This is a genomic window from Paraburkholderia sp. BCC1885, from assembly GCF_900996235.1.
Classification (GTDB): Bacteria; Pseudomonadota; Gammaproteobacteria; order Burkholderiales; family Burkholderiaceae; genus Paraburkholderia.
This window is the reverse complement of the sequence record NZ_CAAJGM010000220.1, coordinates 23,540-37,256: the sequence shown is the minus strand read 5'-3', so window position 1 is coordinate 37,256 and position 13,717 is coordinate 23,540. Positions and strand designations below refer to the sequence as shown.

15 protein-coding genes and 1 pseudogene are annotated in these 13,717 nt (G+C 56.5%); 8 read left to right on the top strand and 8 right to left on the bottom strand.

Annotated elements, in window-relative coordinates:
* Together FQ755_RS38315 and FQ755_RS26355 are read left to right on the top strand one after the other, a co-directional pair.
* Positions 1-275 (top strand): annotated as a pseudogene (locus tag FQ755_RS38315) (lipocalin-like domain-containing protein); the annotation flags it as partial.
* Positions 276-397: 122 nt separating this feature from the next.
* Complete coding sequence (locus FQ755_RS26355; RefSeq protein WP_144157949.1) at positions 398-868, top strand: ASCH domain-containing protein; 471 nt, start codon at positions 398-400, stop codon at positions 866-868.
* 359 nt (positions 869-1,227) lie between these two features.
* Here the strand turns inward: FQ755_RS26355 and FQ755_RS26350 are convergent, their stop codons facing one another.
* From FQ755_RS26350 to FQ755_RS26335, 4 genes are all read right to left on the bottom strand, one after another.
* A complete protein-coding gene (locus FQ755_RS26350; protein ID WP_144157948.1) occupies positions 1,228-2,991 on the bottom strand; it encodes a hypothetical protein in 1,764 nt (587 codons plus the stop codon).
* 270 nt (positions 2,992-3,261) lie between these two features.
* A complete protein-coding gene (locus tag FQ755_RS26345; RefSeq protein WP_144157957.1) occupies positions 3,262-3,453 on the bottom strand; it encodes a hypothetical protein in 192 nt (63 codons plus the stop codon).
* Positions 3,454-4,091: 638 nt separating this feature from the next.
* The gene (locus FQ755_RS26340) at positions 4,092-6,395 is read right to left on the bottom strand and encodes an AAA family ATPase (RefSeq protein ID WP_144157947.1); all 2,304 of its coding nucleotides are present in this window, start codon (positions 6,393-6,395) and stop codon (positions 4,092-4,094) included.
* 171 nt (positions 6,396-6,566) lie between these two features.
* The gene (locus tag FQ755_RS26335; RefSeq protein ID WP_144157946.1) at positions 6,567-7,328 is read right to left on the bottom strand and encodes a DUF4145 domain-containing protein; all 762 of its coding nucleotides are present in this window, start codon (positions 7,326-7,328) and stop codon (positions 6,567-6,569) included.
* A 521-nt stretch (positions 7,329-7,849) separates the two neighbouring features.
* Between FQ755_RS26335 and FQ755_RS37610 the strand changes: the two genes are divergently transcribed.
* Positions 7,850-8,023 (top strand): hypothetical protein, encoded by a 174-nt coding sequence (locus FQ755_RS37610; RefSeq protein ID WP_186308663.1) that lies wholly within the window; start codon positions 7,850-7,852, stop codon positions 8,021-8,023.
* Between the two features lie 33 nt (positions 8,024-8,056).
* Here FQ755_RS37610 and FQ755_RS26330 read toward each other — a convergent pair whose 3' ends face one another.
* A complete protein-coding gene (locus FQ755_RS26330; protein ID WP_144157945.1) occupies positions 8,057-8,380 on the bottom strand; it encodes a type II toxin-antitoxin system RelE/ParE family toxin in 324 nt (107 codons plus the stop codon).
* The gene (locus FQ755_RS26325; protein WP_260858872.1) at positions 8,377-8,613 is read right to left on the bottom strand and encodes a CopG family ribbon-helix-helix protein; all 237 of its coding nucleotides are present in this window, start codon (positions 8,611-8,613) and stop codon (positions 8,377-8,379) included. The genes FQ755_RS26330 and FQ755_RS26325 overlap by 4 nt, the downstream gene beginning before the upstream one ends.
* Positions 8,614-8,984: 371 nt before the next feature.
* Between FQ755_RS26325 and FQ755_RS26320 the strand changes: the two genes are divergently transcribed.
* From FQ755_RS26320 to FQ755_RS26310, 3 genes are all read left to right on the top strand, one after another.
* Complete coding sequence (locus tag FQ755_RS26320) at positions 8,985-9,551, top strand: hypothetical protein (RefSeq protein WP_260858871.1); 567 nt, start codon at positions 8,985-8,987, stop codon at positions 9,549-9,551.
* 118 nt (positions 9,552-9,669) lie between these two features.
* Positions 9,670-10,002, top strand: a complete 333-nt coding sequence (locus FQ755_RS26315) for a hypothetical protein (RefSeq protein ID WP_260858870.1) — start codon at positions 9,670-9,672, stop codon at positions 10,000-10,002.
* On the top strand, positions 10,003-10,539 hold the full coding sequence (locus tag FQ755_RS26310; protein ID WP_186308662.1) for a hypothetical protein: 537 nt from the start codon (positions 10,003-10,005) through the stop codon (positions 10,537-10,539).
* Here the strand turns inward: FQ755_RS26310 and FQ755_RS26305 are convergent.
* Positions 10,493-10,750 (bottom strand): helix-turn-helix domain-containing protein, encoded by a 258-nt coding sequence (locus tag FQ755_RS26305; RefSeq protein ID WP_144157943.1) that lies wholly within the window; start codon positions 10,748-10,750, stop codon positions 10,493-10,495. The two genes, FQ755_RS26310 and FQ755_RS26305, sit on opposite strands and share 47 nt — an antisense overlap.
* Positions 10,751-10,874: 124 nt before the next feature.
* Between FQ755_RS26305 and FQ755_RS26300 the strand changes: the two genes are divergently transcribed.
* Both FQ755_RS26300 and FQ755_RS26295 read left to right on the top strand, forming a co-directional pair.
* Positions 10,875-11,159, top strand: a complete 285-nt coding sequence (locus tag FQ755_RS26300; protein ID WP_144157942.1) for a hypothetical protein — start codon at positions 10,875-10,877, stop codon at positions 11,157-11,159.
* Between the two features lie 88 nt (positions 11,160-11,247).
* Entirely contained in the window at positions 11,248-12,039 is a 792-nt protein-coding gene (locus FQ755_RS26295; RefSeq protein WP_144157941.1) for a methyltransferase domain-containing protein, read from the top strand.
* Between the two features lie 159 nt (positions 12,040-12,198).
* Here FQ755_RS26295 and FQ755_RS26290 read toward each other — a convergent pair whose 3' ends face one another.
* On the bottom strand, positions 12,199-13,575 hold the full coding sequence (locus FQ755_RS26290) for an autotransporter strand-loop-strand O-heptosyltransferase (protein WP_260858869.1): 1,377 nt from the start codon (positions 13,573-13,575) through the stop codon (positions 12,199-12,201).
* Between the last annotated feature and the right edge of the window lie 142 nt (positions 13,576-13,717).

The following is a 13,717-nucleotide window of genomic DNA, read 5'->3' as shown; positions in this document are numbered from 1 at the left end:
TCTCATGCGCAACGCCAATCCTGCCTTCCGGTCCGCTCGGTCACGTGCCCGAAATGCCCGGTCACGTTCCCGAAATCGCCGGTCACCATCCCGAAACGGCCGGTCACGTTCGTCCGAAATACGCACACATTCGGAAGGGAACGTTCCCGAACTGGGATGGCGAAATACAGGCGAGACCATTCGTCATTGAAGGGGACCGCCTCACGTATATCACGCCGGGCAGCTTTGGATACGGCGCATCGACCGCTGTCTGGCAGCGGGATGAAGGCGGGTGAGCCTGCCTCTTAAGGTCCCGGTACCGAACGTCGTCTTACAGTTCGATGCCGGACGTCCAGTGCACACCTCGTCATGCAATAGAATTCGATTCCTGACCCCTTACCGTGGCTCGCCCTAGTCTATGTCCAATACCCCGACGCTGCCCGACTTGATTACAGCGCTAAGCAAACGAGGAATCGATCTCGCCGGGGCCAATGTTCGATTTGGCAGCTATGGCGACTCGGAGCAATCTTCTGCAATGCTCATTTCCTTGATAGCGGCCAACATAAAGCGCGCCACATGTAGCTTGCTGTGGTCATGGAAATTTGACGACGAACGCCTGCCGCAGGAAGGGGACATCGAAATTGTTCTGGATTTTTTCGATAACCCCGTTCTGCTGCTTCGGACGACGAGAGTCGAGATAGTTTCTTTTGAGAATATTTCTAGCGAGTTTGCGGCCGCCGAAGGAGAAGGTGACCTCTCACTCGAATTCTGGCGCGCGGAGCACTGGAAGTTCTTTGACAGAGAGTGCCAGCGGATAGGGCGACAGCCCGTAGCGTCAATGCCGCTCGTTTGCGAGACGTTCGATTTGATGGCTGATTTGGGTTGGTAATCTCAATTCGACTGCTGTCTGGTTGCAAGCAGCCGTTCCTTGAGCGACTCCCGAAGACCGCTCATGGCCGACCCCGGTCCGACACGGACCGCCGCAACGGGCCGTCGTCGATCAGGCCGCATTCGGCCCAAGTCGACCCAAAGCGGAAGTTCGGTGTGGAAAGCCCGATGGCTGCTTCGCCAGCGATTGCGGTCGGTCGTAAATTGCGCATTGGGTGGCGGCTGTTTGAATCGGAAACTGTTTTTAGCGAAGTCCGCAGAAGTTGAGAAGGCACCGGTGACGGTGAACGCGAACTCCGAGTCCAGTTTCCTGAACTTCAGGTAGCATCTTGAGGTGTGCCATCGTCCAATTGGAAAGAGTCAAGGAGCGAACGGACAGAGCACACGCATAGAGTCCTCCAAGTACGAGATCCATGATGCGGGTCGTGCTGAAGCAGCGACTTCATCGATGCTGCCAATTTGGGCGATGATATTTCTGCTCAGCGGCGAAAGATCAAGACGCTCCAGATCGCTGCGCCGGTCAAGCAGATTCGTCTGAACTTCCAGTTCGGCTGCTAGTTCAGGCTGGTCGAGATCCAGTGGTCTGCTTAGTGCGACCGGCCAAACATTGCGAAGCTCACGCACGGCAGTGGCCGCTGCCTGCACGTTGCCCTGGCTGGCATGAATGAGGCTGATGAAGATTGAGAAGTTCATGCACATGACCTCCTCGTACTCAGTGCCCATCGTGAGGTCCACCGGATCAAGCCACGTCAACAACACCTTGTGCACCGCCTTGGGAGCCGAAAGTTTTTCGCCAAAGATGATCATCATCGACAGCTTGCCACTTGAAATGGCGAGCGCTGTCTCCTCAAGCTGTGACGCGGCTTTGTCCACGTTCACTTTGGCTTCCTCGAAGCGATGCATCAGGCTGTCCACGTTGTGCTTGTCGTAGACGGTCTTAACCTCACAAACCAACAACTCGGTGGTCTGTGTGTCATACAGCGCTAGATCGACATCGCCGCCGGGAAACTTGCGTCTGACGGCGACCTTCAAACGGCTCAACACAGGCAGGAGCGATTTGAGCGTGTCTGCGGCACGCGCGAGCGTCGATCCGAGAGTGTTATTCCAGTCGCGCTCATGACGTCGTATTGCGATGGTCAACAGGCTGGCCGTTATGCCTTGCGCATTGATGAAGCACGGGTTGCGCAGAAATTTTCCATGCAACAGGTAAAACGGCGGGTGAATCAGGGTTGTCGCTGCTTCTGACGGTGCCATGCTGAAGCGGGTGAGTGCATCCACGATAGATTGACCCGTAATCGAGCCATACTGAGGATAGGCATGGACATACACTGCCCACAGCTCAATCAGCTTCGCCTCGTCGTACCAGTAGGAGTGCTTTACCTGCACGGCGGCGAACTCCAGGAATACGAGGAAGCCCGACAAAGCGGCAAGCCGTACCGCGTCCACGCCCATCGCCTGCTCAAATTTAAGCCAACCAAGCGGATCAGATTGCGTGAGGAAGTGCAGCATCTCCGGGCTGGACGCGAGCGAGTGATTTAACTCGTCCAGCGAGAGTTCGGAGAGTCGCCTTCCGATAAGCATCTCAAGCAGCGCCGCTTTCGCCTCAGCGTCCAGCAGCATCAATGCGGAACCACGGCGGCGCCGAGTGAGCCTGAGCTGAGCGATATCTGCCTCCAAGTCGAAGAAAGATTGCCAGATGCCCTGTTGTAACCGTGCGTGTTGCTCCCGGTTCAATTCTTCCATGAGCTGCCTGCCGAATGCCGCATGGACCGCCGGATCAGGGCGCGATGGCCTCGAGAAATTGGGCTTTGTCGTTGACTGTTCGACCGCGACCAAACAGTAAGTAAGCGCGAGCCCCGTGACTGGCACGCTGTAGTCGAGGTAGTTTTCGGCGTGATCGCCAATCTTGTCGACTGCATGAGCCGCCATCCAAACAAACATCTCAGCCGCCTGGGGATGCAGATCAGTTGGAAGATCCGGTGGCCTGCGCTTGAGCGCCTCCGCTGGGAGCTTCTTATGCTCGGCCAGAATCATCGCGGTAACGTCAGTTTCTCGAGACTTCAACTCCTCCTGCCGCTTGCAAATAGGGGCAACAGGCTCACTGACTTCATCATGTGAATCCAATCCTCTACTCCTTCGCATTGTTCTTCTACTCAAAACTATTATGAGCAGTCTGTGGTGACGATGCCTGGCGGAAATGTCGGACTTCGGCCGAACTGAGCAGCGGTGGCGGACGGCCGGTTTTGGCCGATAGTACCTGGTCGCGATCAGCATGCGAAGGACTCCAACCAGCCTGAATCCGCCGTTCGCAGGCCATCGGCCAATGTCCGATCCTGGCCGGCTTGAGTCAGATGAGCGTTGCGATTCCACTTGTTCGGTGGAGGCTCGCGGCGTTCAGAGAACCCGAAGGTTTCGGATTTTTCCGATGGTCGGCGACCGGCTGAGGATGAGTTCTGTGATGTACTCGGGCAGGGGTGCGCGCGGGATGTTGCGAGGAATCCCATCGACCAGCTGCGATGGAACCAGAACGATGAACGCGCCCGGATCGCTCTTGAGACTGTGTTCGTAACTGACTCGATAATCCATGTCTATGCAGGGGCCGGTGACGTGGCAGGTCGCCGATGTGGCGTTCAACATGCAGTTTTTCAATGTCGAGCGGCATACGAAGAAAACCGGTGAAAAACCGCGAATTCTTTGCTCTGCTGCCTCTCCGGCGATTGCCGCCGATCCCAATACCGGCGCGGCGGACAGCCGGTTTGGGTGCCTCGTGGAAGCGCTTTTCCGGAGGCGTGACGGTATACTTGGCGCAGAAAACGACGGTATACCGTCACAATGCTGTAGCTCTGGCTGGATTTGACGAGACGACGGTAGACAGTCGTTTAGTCAAAAGATGAATTACTTCAACGAGTTATAGCCGTCCTGAGACGCACTGAGCATCCGCTCCACATACCGTGCAATTATGTTGAGTCTGGCCGCAACCCATTGTCCCACGTAGGTGGGGTTGAGATTTGGTGCCAGTATACCGTCAGAAATACCGTCAAATGTGGCGAGTTGCCACGAGACGTCCGGAGACGGTGCGGGAGCAAATCGTGCCAGATTCCCCGTCAAGCACTTTGAAACGGACTGGAACCAACTCAGTGCCATCATCCAACTCTCGCAGATAATTGACACTAAGCTGGTACTCCGCCTACCCGGGAATGGTATCGCTGCGCGGAGTGAGTCTCTCAGAAAAGCTTACCTATCTGAATAAAACGAATTGCTGCGGAGGCGAACGGAAGCAATTCACCATCATTGACATCCACTCGCGCGTGGCCGCCAGAGGTATCGTGATGGAACATCGCTGCATATTCGTTGAATTTTTGCAGATCCGGCGCAAGCCCCCGCAACTGGCTGATTGGATTGTCTGAGCTAGCCTCCTTGATGAGCTGGATCATCTTCCCGAACGTCAGGCCATCAGGGAATCGGCCCACGAAACAACGGTGAAGATGGCCCTCAACGAGGAGTCTAAGTGCTTGCGCTACTTCTAACATGCTAGTTGATCCGGCCCCCGTGGTGTATGTCTCTACGAGCCGATAGTTTTTATAGTATGGCGACGCACAGAACTCGTCGAGATTGAACTGCCCGATGACCGAGTAGTTCTCCGGTCCGCGACGCAGCTCTAACTCGGTGACCTCATTATTTGCTTTAACCGCGCGTTTTCGAATGTCGCGCAGGAAATAGGCGTCGTGGCCCAAAGCAATTACCTGTTCGCATTCTCGACTCATTTCCAGAGCCGCTTCTACTGTTTTCGCGCGACGATGCAGATCCAGGCTAGTAAAGACGTCATCAAGAACAACGATAGATTGTGCCCGGTCGGGGTCTGCAAACAGCTTCGCCAAGAAAAAGGCAAACGCGAGGGTACGCTTGTCGCCTTCGCTTAGAACAGTATGGAAGGTCAAGGCATCGCCGCTGGTCCGACCGACGGGCACTAATGCACCGCGTACTGTGAGGCCATATTCGCTGCGCGGCACGCCCCCACCCATATAGCTTGGCTTCAGTTCGCAAATCGAGAACGGTGCGCCGAAGTCCCGCAGGCGATCGTTAATCGCTTTTTGAAAAGTCGCAAGCGATGTAGCCATGAGTTGGTCCAACTTCGTTCGCGCTAAATCTTTCTTTCCCTCAGCGTCCTTCTTATCGTCCTCTGCCTTCGTCCGGTCGGCGAGGTGCTGCACGACCTCTGGGGTGTAGCGGATCATACGAAGCTCAATGATGCGGCGTTCTTTTTGTAGCGCAGGGATATCTATACGAGCGAGTCCATCCTTGAAATCTGATATCGCATCGTTCGCCACCTGTATTTTGCCGTTGAATTTTGCAACGTCGTTTAGGACCGCGTTCAGGATAGTCTCGGCTCGTGCTATCGGAGTGGCGTCGATTGCTTCAAGGGGCTTCGCAGTTTTTTCCTCGATGACGATGTTGATTAGCTTGCGGGCCTCATTTATTGCATCACGGGCGGCGTCCATCCCAAAGGCGGGTACGTCAATCTGCAGTAGGCCAGACCACCAGTCTTTGACTCCGGCGTTGAAGTCGATGGCGGCCCGCCACTCAGGGAGAAGATCCGTGCCCATTTGCTGCCCGGACAGCCTGCCTAGAGACGCTACGCGTTGCAGGTGATCCTTGTATGCCTGATTGAAGTAATCTTTATAAGCCTTTAGCAGAGGCAATCCAGCCGTCTCCTGGCCGCAGAAAGGACAGTGTTCCTCTGGCTTGTGGCGAAGACCTTCGTTGACCCATCGCTCGGTTTCCCGACCGAGATGTGCATCGAATTGTCGGCGCACCACAGCTTCAGCGTCTTCCTGAAGCCTTTCAAAGGACGATTCAACGATCGCCCGGATGCTATCGAATTCGTAGATCGTCCCGGTCATCTTTCGAAAACCCTGACGGCCCAGGATTTGCTTTATGCTACCTGCCTCGCTAAGCTGTTTGTCTATATGTGCAATCTGCTGTGGGCCGTCGTCAATTGGCTCCAACCCAACGAAGGTTGCCAGCGTTTCGCTCTGGTGGAAGCCTCGCAGTGCTGCTTCGGAGGCGGTGATTTTTTGGGTCGCGCTGCGCTGTGCTTCAGATTGTTTTTGGAACTCTTCGCGTTGAGCGACGGAGTCGGCTCCCAGCGCAAGCTCGAGCATAGACGCACGTTGGTCGGGTGTCACATCTGTGCCAGCATAAACGTTGCGTTCGACAAACTCTTGATTGAAGACGTGAACGTTGGCGACGGCAGACGACCATGTGTTGCCGTTGAATGAAACGGTCGATCCGCCAACAGAAGTCCGAACAAGTAGCTTGACGGCCTGGTCGCCGGTCGCGCCGATGGTCTTGCGCTTCTGAATGGCTTGAGCATCCGCCGCTCCGCAAGCACGAAGCAAAGCTGAGAGTGTCGACTTCCCCCGTCCGTTATCAGCGTAGATAACCGTGACTTTCTTCAGCGATACAGCCGATGGTACGCCAGTCTTGAATACACCTACGTTGTCTATCCGAATGATTTTCTCGAGCATTTAGCCCTCGTCATTGATCTTGTGCGCAACTTATTACTTGACCGATATCATCGGCACTGCAGCAAAGCTTACGCGGTCACCCATGAAATATCGAAGTCGATATCGTGTCCGGTCAAGCGTTACAGCGTTTTTGCGAACGCTTGCGCTGGTCCTTCTTTTATCAAGGTAACTCTATTTTGAAGTGCCCTTCTTCTTGTTAACCTTTTTTGCTACGGCTTTCAATTTTTCCGTCTTCTTGTCGTATATCTCCGCAAGCACGCTTTCGAGTAGGTCATATGCATTGCGCAAATCGTTTACGGTGGGTTCTGGACCACTGTGGCTGCCAGCATTCCCCAGCCACTTCACTGCCAGGAGCAACTGTTTCTGCTCGTCATACTTGTTTGGAAGCCCCTCGATTCGTTGATGCAAGCTGATGATGCGGCGTTTGCCATTCTGATTCCTGAACCTTGTGATGTTTAGATTTGTTAGCACTGCTTCGACCGCTGCACGCGCGCAGTTCAGTGCAGCTCCAGCGTCGGCATAAGCAAGCGCAAAAGATTCGCGTAGATGCTTCCGAACCGTCTCTGGGCAGACCTTCGGGATATCCATTAGAACCAGTGCTGGTACAAAGTATCCGGGATAGAAATTCTCTTCCTGCTGCTGCGACCAACCGTATTCGTCATCCAGAAATTCAGTGGTCTCAACTCTACTGTCTCCGGCGCAACTCACGTATTCCTTACAACGTTCGTTGTTGCATTCAAAGACACATGAGAAGACACCACGAATCCAGTCAGGCTCCCAATCAACGTGGTCATGATCTTTCTGGCTAGCTTGCGATTCACGCTCAACAAGGGTGTCTTTCAGAAGACGTAGATGCCCTGATTGGCAAACTGGGCAAAGCCAAGTCGGTATACGGTCCCGCGTGAAAGGCAGCAGGTAGGGTGTGCGTTCCATGACTTTCCTGTTGGGAGTTGTGGCAACCGGTGCGGGCGCGTGATGTATTGAAGATGTTTGGGTTGCTGCATGCTTCTGATTGCTGGCGTCATCTATCGTCGCAGCATTCTGGCACTAAGCGAAGCTTTGGCTCTAGCTGATCTATTTCTATCCGGCAGCAAGTTTAAGCCTATCGATGATTGAATGCATTGGTTTGTAGGAGAAATTCTCTCCGATGTTGTGATATCTCAGATGCTGATTCAACGGAACGTTTGTTGTGCGAGGTGCGGTTGGATCGGAACTCCTCAGAAAAGCTGATTGGTACGATGAGCAACACGTAACCACCCGCTTTTTCTTGAAACGGATCGAGAGCGGGAGCTGTATCGATCGTTAATGGCGAAGAGCGCTGTAGAGACGAGAAGAGACATCTATGTCGCGACCATCGTCCGGCTCAGGAGATCTACGATATTCTCTGGGCACTCACGCTCGACAAGCTTGCGGAGATCGATTCGATCAACGCCGTTCTGTATGCGCGTCAAGGTTTGATCGAGCTTATCCAGAGTGCGACTTACTATGAATTCGACGAAGGAAGGCCGGTCAACCAGTCCGGAGTTCAGTTTCAGGTGGTCCAAAACTTCATAGACCGCGCGCTGCAGGAAATGGGGATTGGTGATCGCTTTATTTTTGACATGTCCAAAGGTGAATCGCCGACCTAAGCGCACTTCGGATGGCGCCAATCTCGAATTGGCTTACCGATCCTGGCGGGTGTCCCACACGCGAAGCACGGCAATGGTCGTCGGCTCTTCAGCATACGGGGGCAGGACTTCATAGTGCAGCTCGTATCGGCCCTCAAGACACACCCAGCGGTGCACTTCGCGGGCGGGTGGCCCGTCGTATCCGTCAAGCTCCTCGCCGAGCCGGTGAAAGTGGTTCTGGCCGAGGCGTTCGGCTTCGTCCAGCAATGCGCTGACGACCCTGCGGGCGATGGCGGCGTCGTTGTACTTTTTGATGTGTTCGGCGATAACCCCGAGGTCCGACATCGCTTTGCTGGTGGGGATGACCTCGATGCTCACGCTTTGGGCGCCGGCAGCTCGTTTTCCGTACCGAGGCTGTTCGCCCACGCACGCGCCTGCTCCATCGGAATGAGGCGGCCTGCGGTCACATCGTCCAGCCCCTCCTGAATCAGCCGCCGCTTTTCTGCCTCGCGCGCGAGGTACTGGACGAGTGCTTTCTTGATGATCCACTGTCGCGGACGCTCGATCTGCTCCGATAATGCGTCCACTTCCTGCGCCAGTTCGACGGGCACCTGGGCGGTCAGGGTTCGAGTTTCTGTTACCACTGGACACCTAGAATATTGATTTGCAATAGATCTAATTATAAAACAATAATTGCGCCTCGACCGCCAAGATTTAGCCCGCTGGATCACCGAATCCGGCCGCGATCAGAAAGCTCTTGCCGCTCTGGAAATGGCGAAAATTCGGGGTTTTTCATGGTGCCTGACAAAGTTATTTGTGCGTTGAAGGGGTGATTTGCCCCTGGTAACATGGTGATACGACTGAAAAACCGGCCGAAAACCGGGTTTTCGGCTCGCCGCTCGCGCCGCAGCGCACGCCTGGGCAAATCCGCCGGAATTTAGCCGGATTTCGCTTCGAGTTTTCTCTCCCTGATTCACCCAAAATGTCCGATGCCGTCAGGCAGGCGTTGCTGCGCGCTTCCTTTTTGTATTTTCAGGAGTCCTCTATGCCTGTCCTCCCGACCGGTGTCGAAAGCACCCCGACAACCTTTACCCCGGCATTCACGTTTGTTCCACAGACTAACGATTTTGACGACGTTTTCGCCTGCGCCGCGATGCTATCGGGCAAGAAAATCGAAGAAGTCAGGGACATCGCCATCGCGAAGACAAAGCATCCTGCACGCGGCCCGTACTATTTTGGCGAGAGCCAGATTGCAGCGTTGCTGGCCCAGTTAGGTCTCGTGGCGACCGTGTACAAGGAGATCGGCCGTGTAGCCGATATTCCCGACGTCGCTTTCCTGCTGGTCGACTACAACGACGAGATGGAGATGGGTCGACACATCCTCTTTCACCGCGCGAAGGGAAGTCATGCGCCCGGCGCGATCGAATACGCGCTTGATCCGGCGCCGTGGTGCAAGCCCGCCGACCGCGTGCGCACCAGCTTCAGGAATATCGCTGGCCACTGGGCGATCGGCATCCACGCAATGAACACCAAAGGCAACGGCAAGTAGTCGCGCTGTCAGAGCCGAAGTTACCCATCGCATCAGGGGGCCAGTGTTGAACGCACTGGCCTTTTGCATTTCTGGCGGCGCACCTCGTCGCCGCCGGTCAGCGTTCAAGGAGAATCAGATGAGTATCGACAACCGGAGTTCCGAGCCTGGCGTCGCACCATGCCGCACCTTGCAGAAGCCGCCGCCGTTGTTCCGATTGGGACGAATCGTAGCGACCAGAAGGGTGCTGGCGCATCTCGAACACCACGGCATTGCGGCCGACCCGTTTCTCAGGCGGCACGCGACCGGCGACTGGGGCGACGTGCCAGCGGAAGATGCAAAGTCGAACCAGCTGGCCGTACAGCACGGCTCGCGCATCCTGTCGTCGTTCGAAATCGCCGGTCAGCGGGTATGGCTCATCACCGAAGCCGACCGCAGCGCGACAACCCTGCTGTTCCCGTCGGAGTATTGAATGCCAACCATACCAACGGTAGTCACCATGATTGGAGCCGGCTTCGTACCGGCTTTTCGTCGCGTGCAGCAGAGCGGCGATTTCGACAGCTCGCTTGCAGTCATCGCCATGATCTGCGGCACGACCCTTGAAGCCGTTCGCAACGTCGCCATCGAGCGGTTTCGTCATCCGGCACGGGGACCTTACTGGATAACCGGCGAGTTCATCGCCCAGGTCCTCGCGCACTACGGATACGACACGGGCATGTACGAAGAGCCTTCGTCGGTCAGCGACATACCCGATCTGGCGATTGCCCTTGTGGACTATGACGACTGCACTAACCTCGGCCGGCACGTGCTGTTCCACCGCGCCCGCGCCAGCCACGACCCGGGCATCAAGGTCGAGTACATCATCGATCCGGCGTACTGGATCGAGGCGCAGGAGTATGTGCAGACCGACCTGCCGCCCGTTCACTGGTTCCTTGAGGTTCGTGTGGCGAAGGCGGGGGAGGCTAGCGAGGGAGGGAGCGGGGTGGTTCGGCCAGAATCTGGTCGATAAACGCGTGCGGGTCCGCGTCGAGCGCGCCGAGTATGTCGAGCAGCTCAGCGAGGTCGACCCGGCGCATCCCGCTTTCGTACTTCGATACGAACGACTGTGGCCGCTTCAACCGCAGCGCCACCTCTTCCTGAAGCAGGCCGCGCTGTTTGCGGATATCGGCGAGCAGCGCCGCGATACGCTGGTTACGGGGATCGTGAATGGGGTGGGCCATTGCCGGATTCTACATTCGCATACACAATATCCCATATGAGGATGTGATATATTTAACCATGTTGACAGTAACAGTGATCTGGCTGCTCGCAGCCACGGGGATAGCGGTGGCTGTGAGAGCCGACATGCGCCGGCTGGTCGTGCATCGCGTCGGCCTGTCACCGGCGGGCTGGCTGTTCGTCTGCATTGGTACGGGACCTTTCGCCATAGCGGCTTACCTGGTTTGCAGGCGGGCCGTCTGGCGAACTCTGATCGATTCAGTCTGGCGGGTGGTTGGTGACGGATCGTATCCAGTTCATGTCAGGCGCAGGCGCCTGATCGCATTGCGACGCAACGGCCTGATCGGCAAGCCGGTCTTCCGGGCATGTCTGAAAGCGCTCAAGGCGCGATATCAGCCGTCGCCCGACTGATTCTCACGAGCGACAACCATAGCAAGGTAGTGCCTCGAACCATTTAAAGAGGAATCCGAAATGAATATGAAGCTTTATGAGGGAAGCCATGTTGCAACCAATCGAAGATAGGCATCGGAACGGGGAAGCCTATCTGAATCATGTCTGTCCGGTCTGCGGAACCGCGTCCTCGCTGTATTTCGAGCGGGACGGTTACTACCTCGACCAGTGTCCGAACTGCCATTTCGTCTTTGTGCGCAATGTCCCGTCAGAGCAGTTGCTGGCCGGTTTCTACGGCACCTACTATGGGGAAACGGACGAGTTTGTCCCGGTCACGCAGAAGCGCCTTAGCAAGTGGTTCAGCAAGGGCATTGAGAACTGGTGGCATGCGCAGAATATCGTGCGGCATGCGCAGGGACGCCGTCGACTGCTTGAAATCGGTTATGGCGAGGGCCACCTGTTGACCGCCCTGAAGCGTACGCACAAATTTGAACTCGAAGGCATCGATTATGCAACGGCGCCGATTCCGTATCTGCGGGCGAAGGGAATCAACGTAGCCAGCGGTAGCCTGTTCGATCAACACTACCCGGATGGACGTTGGGATTTCGTCGTCGGCTTTCACGTGCTCGAACACGTGCAGAATCTCGATGCGTTCATGAGCGAGGTGCGTCGGGTGCTCGCAGAGCGCGGTCGGGTGTATTTCGTCGTGCCATGCGTGACGCATTTCTCGGCGGTCAGGGCCGGACCGAAATGGAAGATGTTCGGGCCGCCCGGTCATCTGTGGCACTTCTCGGTGCCCGCCATGAAGAAATTCATGGTGGATCGAGGTTTTCGCGTCATCTTCGCTCACTGCATTTCGAACCGGCCGCATCTGACGGTGCTTGCGGAAAAGAACATCTGATTAGACGAGACAGGGCTTCACCAGCCTCGCAATCGCGGACTGCCGAATTTTGATCTAACCTTCCGGCGCATGCCACGCCAGTTTTCCCGCTACCGGATCTGTCGTACCGAAGCCAGGGCATCGCGCCCTGGCTTCTTGCGTTTTCGGAGTGGGTGTTTTCTAACCAGTGGAGTACGTCTGGGCGCCGAAATTCGGAATACGACGCAGCGTCGCCTTGATCTGGTCCGGCGTGATCAGACGCGTGCATTCGAACTGACGCGGGGTATCCTTGTGTCGCGGGCACCACAGGAAGTCGTGATGATCGAAACGATGCCTGACGTCGTTCCAGCAACTGTTACAGGTGTGATAGTTGATGATGCGATACGGCGTGGCGAATTCGTTGGTCTCGTGAGTGAAGCCGCTGATCATCACAGTCGGTGTACCAACAGCCCACGCCAGCCACGCAAGACCGCTCGACAAGCCCACGAAAAATGCTGCGTGTCGCAGCCAGCGGGCGCGTTCCTGCAGCGGCCGGTCGCCGGTTTCGTCTTCGCAGCCGTATGGAAGGTGGGTCCAGACGAGCCCAGTGCCATGCGTGGACTTCTGGTCGATGCAGATGACCCGATAGCGATGCTCCTTCAGAAACGCGACGATCTCGCGCCAGCCTGTCGGGTGGTTCCAGTATTTGCACTGGGTCGAGCTTTGCACCGCGATCACGACGTACGGCTCCTCGATCGGCCGGCTGTCGTCGTCGAGTGCGAGCAGCGGTGGCTCTTCGGTCGGATCGACACCAAGAATGTAGCCTGCCGTGCGATGCAAACCGACGTGCCGGAAGTCACACGGTTGCCGCACGTTGTCGTGGTCGTCGAAAAAAAGGCCGATGCTGTAGGTCGCGTAGTAGCGCTCGGCCTGCACCTGTTCATGAGTGAGAAATTCGATGTCGGGATACGCGCCGGCAAACAGTGGAATGAGTTTCTCCGACATCGCGCAAGTAAGCCGGCAACCATGCTTGCGGCGGAATTTAATCGCGTACGGCAGCCAGCCGATGAGGTCGCCGAGCGTCCCGACCGGGAACTGGATCAGCACATCGCGCCCGTTCAGGGCGTGAAGGTGGTGCACCACCGGTGTCGCGTTAGCGGGTGTGCGCAGATCCCACACCTCGATCGAAAACCGGATGTAGTACTTCTTCGTGCTGGCCACGACTCCGGCGTTGATGTCGGTTTGAAACAGGATGTTGCCGGTGTCGATATCGCGTAGGCAGACGCGCCACTCGCCGTCGGGCAGCACGATACGGCAGCCATCGTTGAAGTCGTAGCGGATGCCGTGTGGACCGCTCTGAGTCGGAATCGTCGCTGGCGGAGGGTACGCCGGTTTTGCCGTAATGCCCGCGGGTGCCTGGGCGGACAGCGGAGCGCCCGGCATCTCCAATGCCTCGAAGGGCGGTTGTCCGGCAGCGTTGACGGCTGTTTCGTCGAGTGCCGCGGCCGGTGCCACGGGCTGATCGGTGGCAGTCGTTGAGGGCGCCGGAGACGGGTTGAGTGGCTGCGATTCCGCCATGATCGAATATCCAGAGAATGTGAGCCCCGACATTGCAGCGAGCGTTCCAGCATCAAACCGCGCCGGGGGTTCGAGAAATTTAATGGTACGCCGCCTCGTCGTGAATCAGTCTCAGGCAGCCGCCTGAGCACGCGCTAGCGCA

What these genes read in the sequence shown, in the direction of transcription:
- FQ755_RS26335 (WP_144157946.1), bottom strand. Translation starts at nt 7,328, where the DNA reads ATGGAACGCACACCCTACCTGCTGCCTTTCACGCGGGACCGTATACCG.
- FQ755_RS26340 (WP_144157947.1), bottom strand. Translation starts at nt 6,395, where the DNA reads ATGCTCGAGAAAATCATTCGGATAGACAACGTAGGTGTATTCAAGACT.
- FQ755_RS26300 (WP_144157942.1), top strand. Translation starts at nt 10,875, where the DNA reads ATGCGCCGGCTGGTCGTGCATCGCGTCGGCCTGTCACCGGCGGGCTGG.
- FQ755_RS26310 (WP_186308662.1), top strand. Translation starts at nt 10,003, where the DNA reads ATGCCAACCATACCAACGGTAGTCACCATGATTGGAGCCGGCTTCGTA.
- FQ755_RS26320 (WP_260858871.1), top strand. Translation starts at nt 8,985, where the DNA reads ATGTCCGATGCCGTCAGGCAGGCGTTGCTGCGCGCTTCCTTTTTGTAT.
- FQ755_RS26315 (WP_260858870.1), top strand. Translation starts at nt 9,670, where the DNA reads ATGAGTATCGACAACCGGAGTTCCGAGCCTGGCGTCGCACCATGCCGC.
- FQ755_RS26355 (WP_144157949.1), top strand. Translation starts at nt 398, where the DNA reads ATGTCCAATACCCCGACGCTGCCCGACTTGATTACAGCGCTAAGCAAA.
- FQ755_RS26305 (WP_144157943.1), bottom strand. Translation starts at nt 10,750, where the DNA reads ATGGCCCACCCCATTCACGATCCCCGTAACCAGCGTATCGCGGCGCTG.
- FQ755_RS26345 (WP_144157957.1), bottom strand. Translation starts at nt 3,453, where the DNA reads ATGGATTATCGAGTCAGTTACGAACACAGTCTCAAGAGCGATCCGGGC.
- FQ755_RS26290 (WP_260858869.1), bottom strand. Translation starts at nt 13,575, where the DNA reads ATGGCGGAATCGCAGCCACTCAACCCGTCTCCGGCGCCCTCAACGACT.
- FQ755_RS26295 (WP_144157941.1), top strand. Translation starts at nt 11,248, where the DNA reads ATGTTGCAACCAATCGAAGATAGGCATCGGAACGGGGAAGCCTATCTG.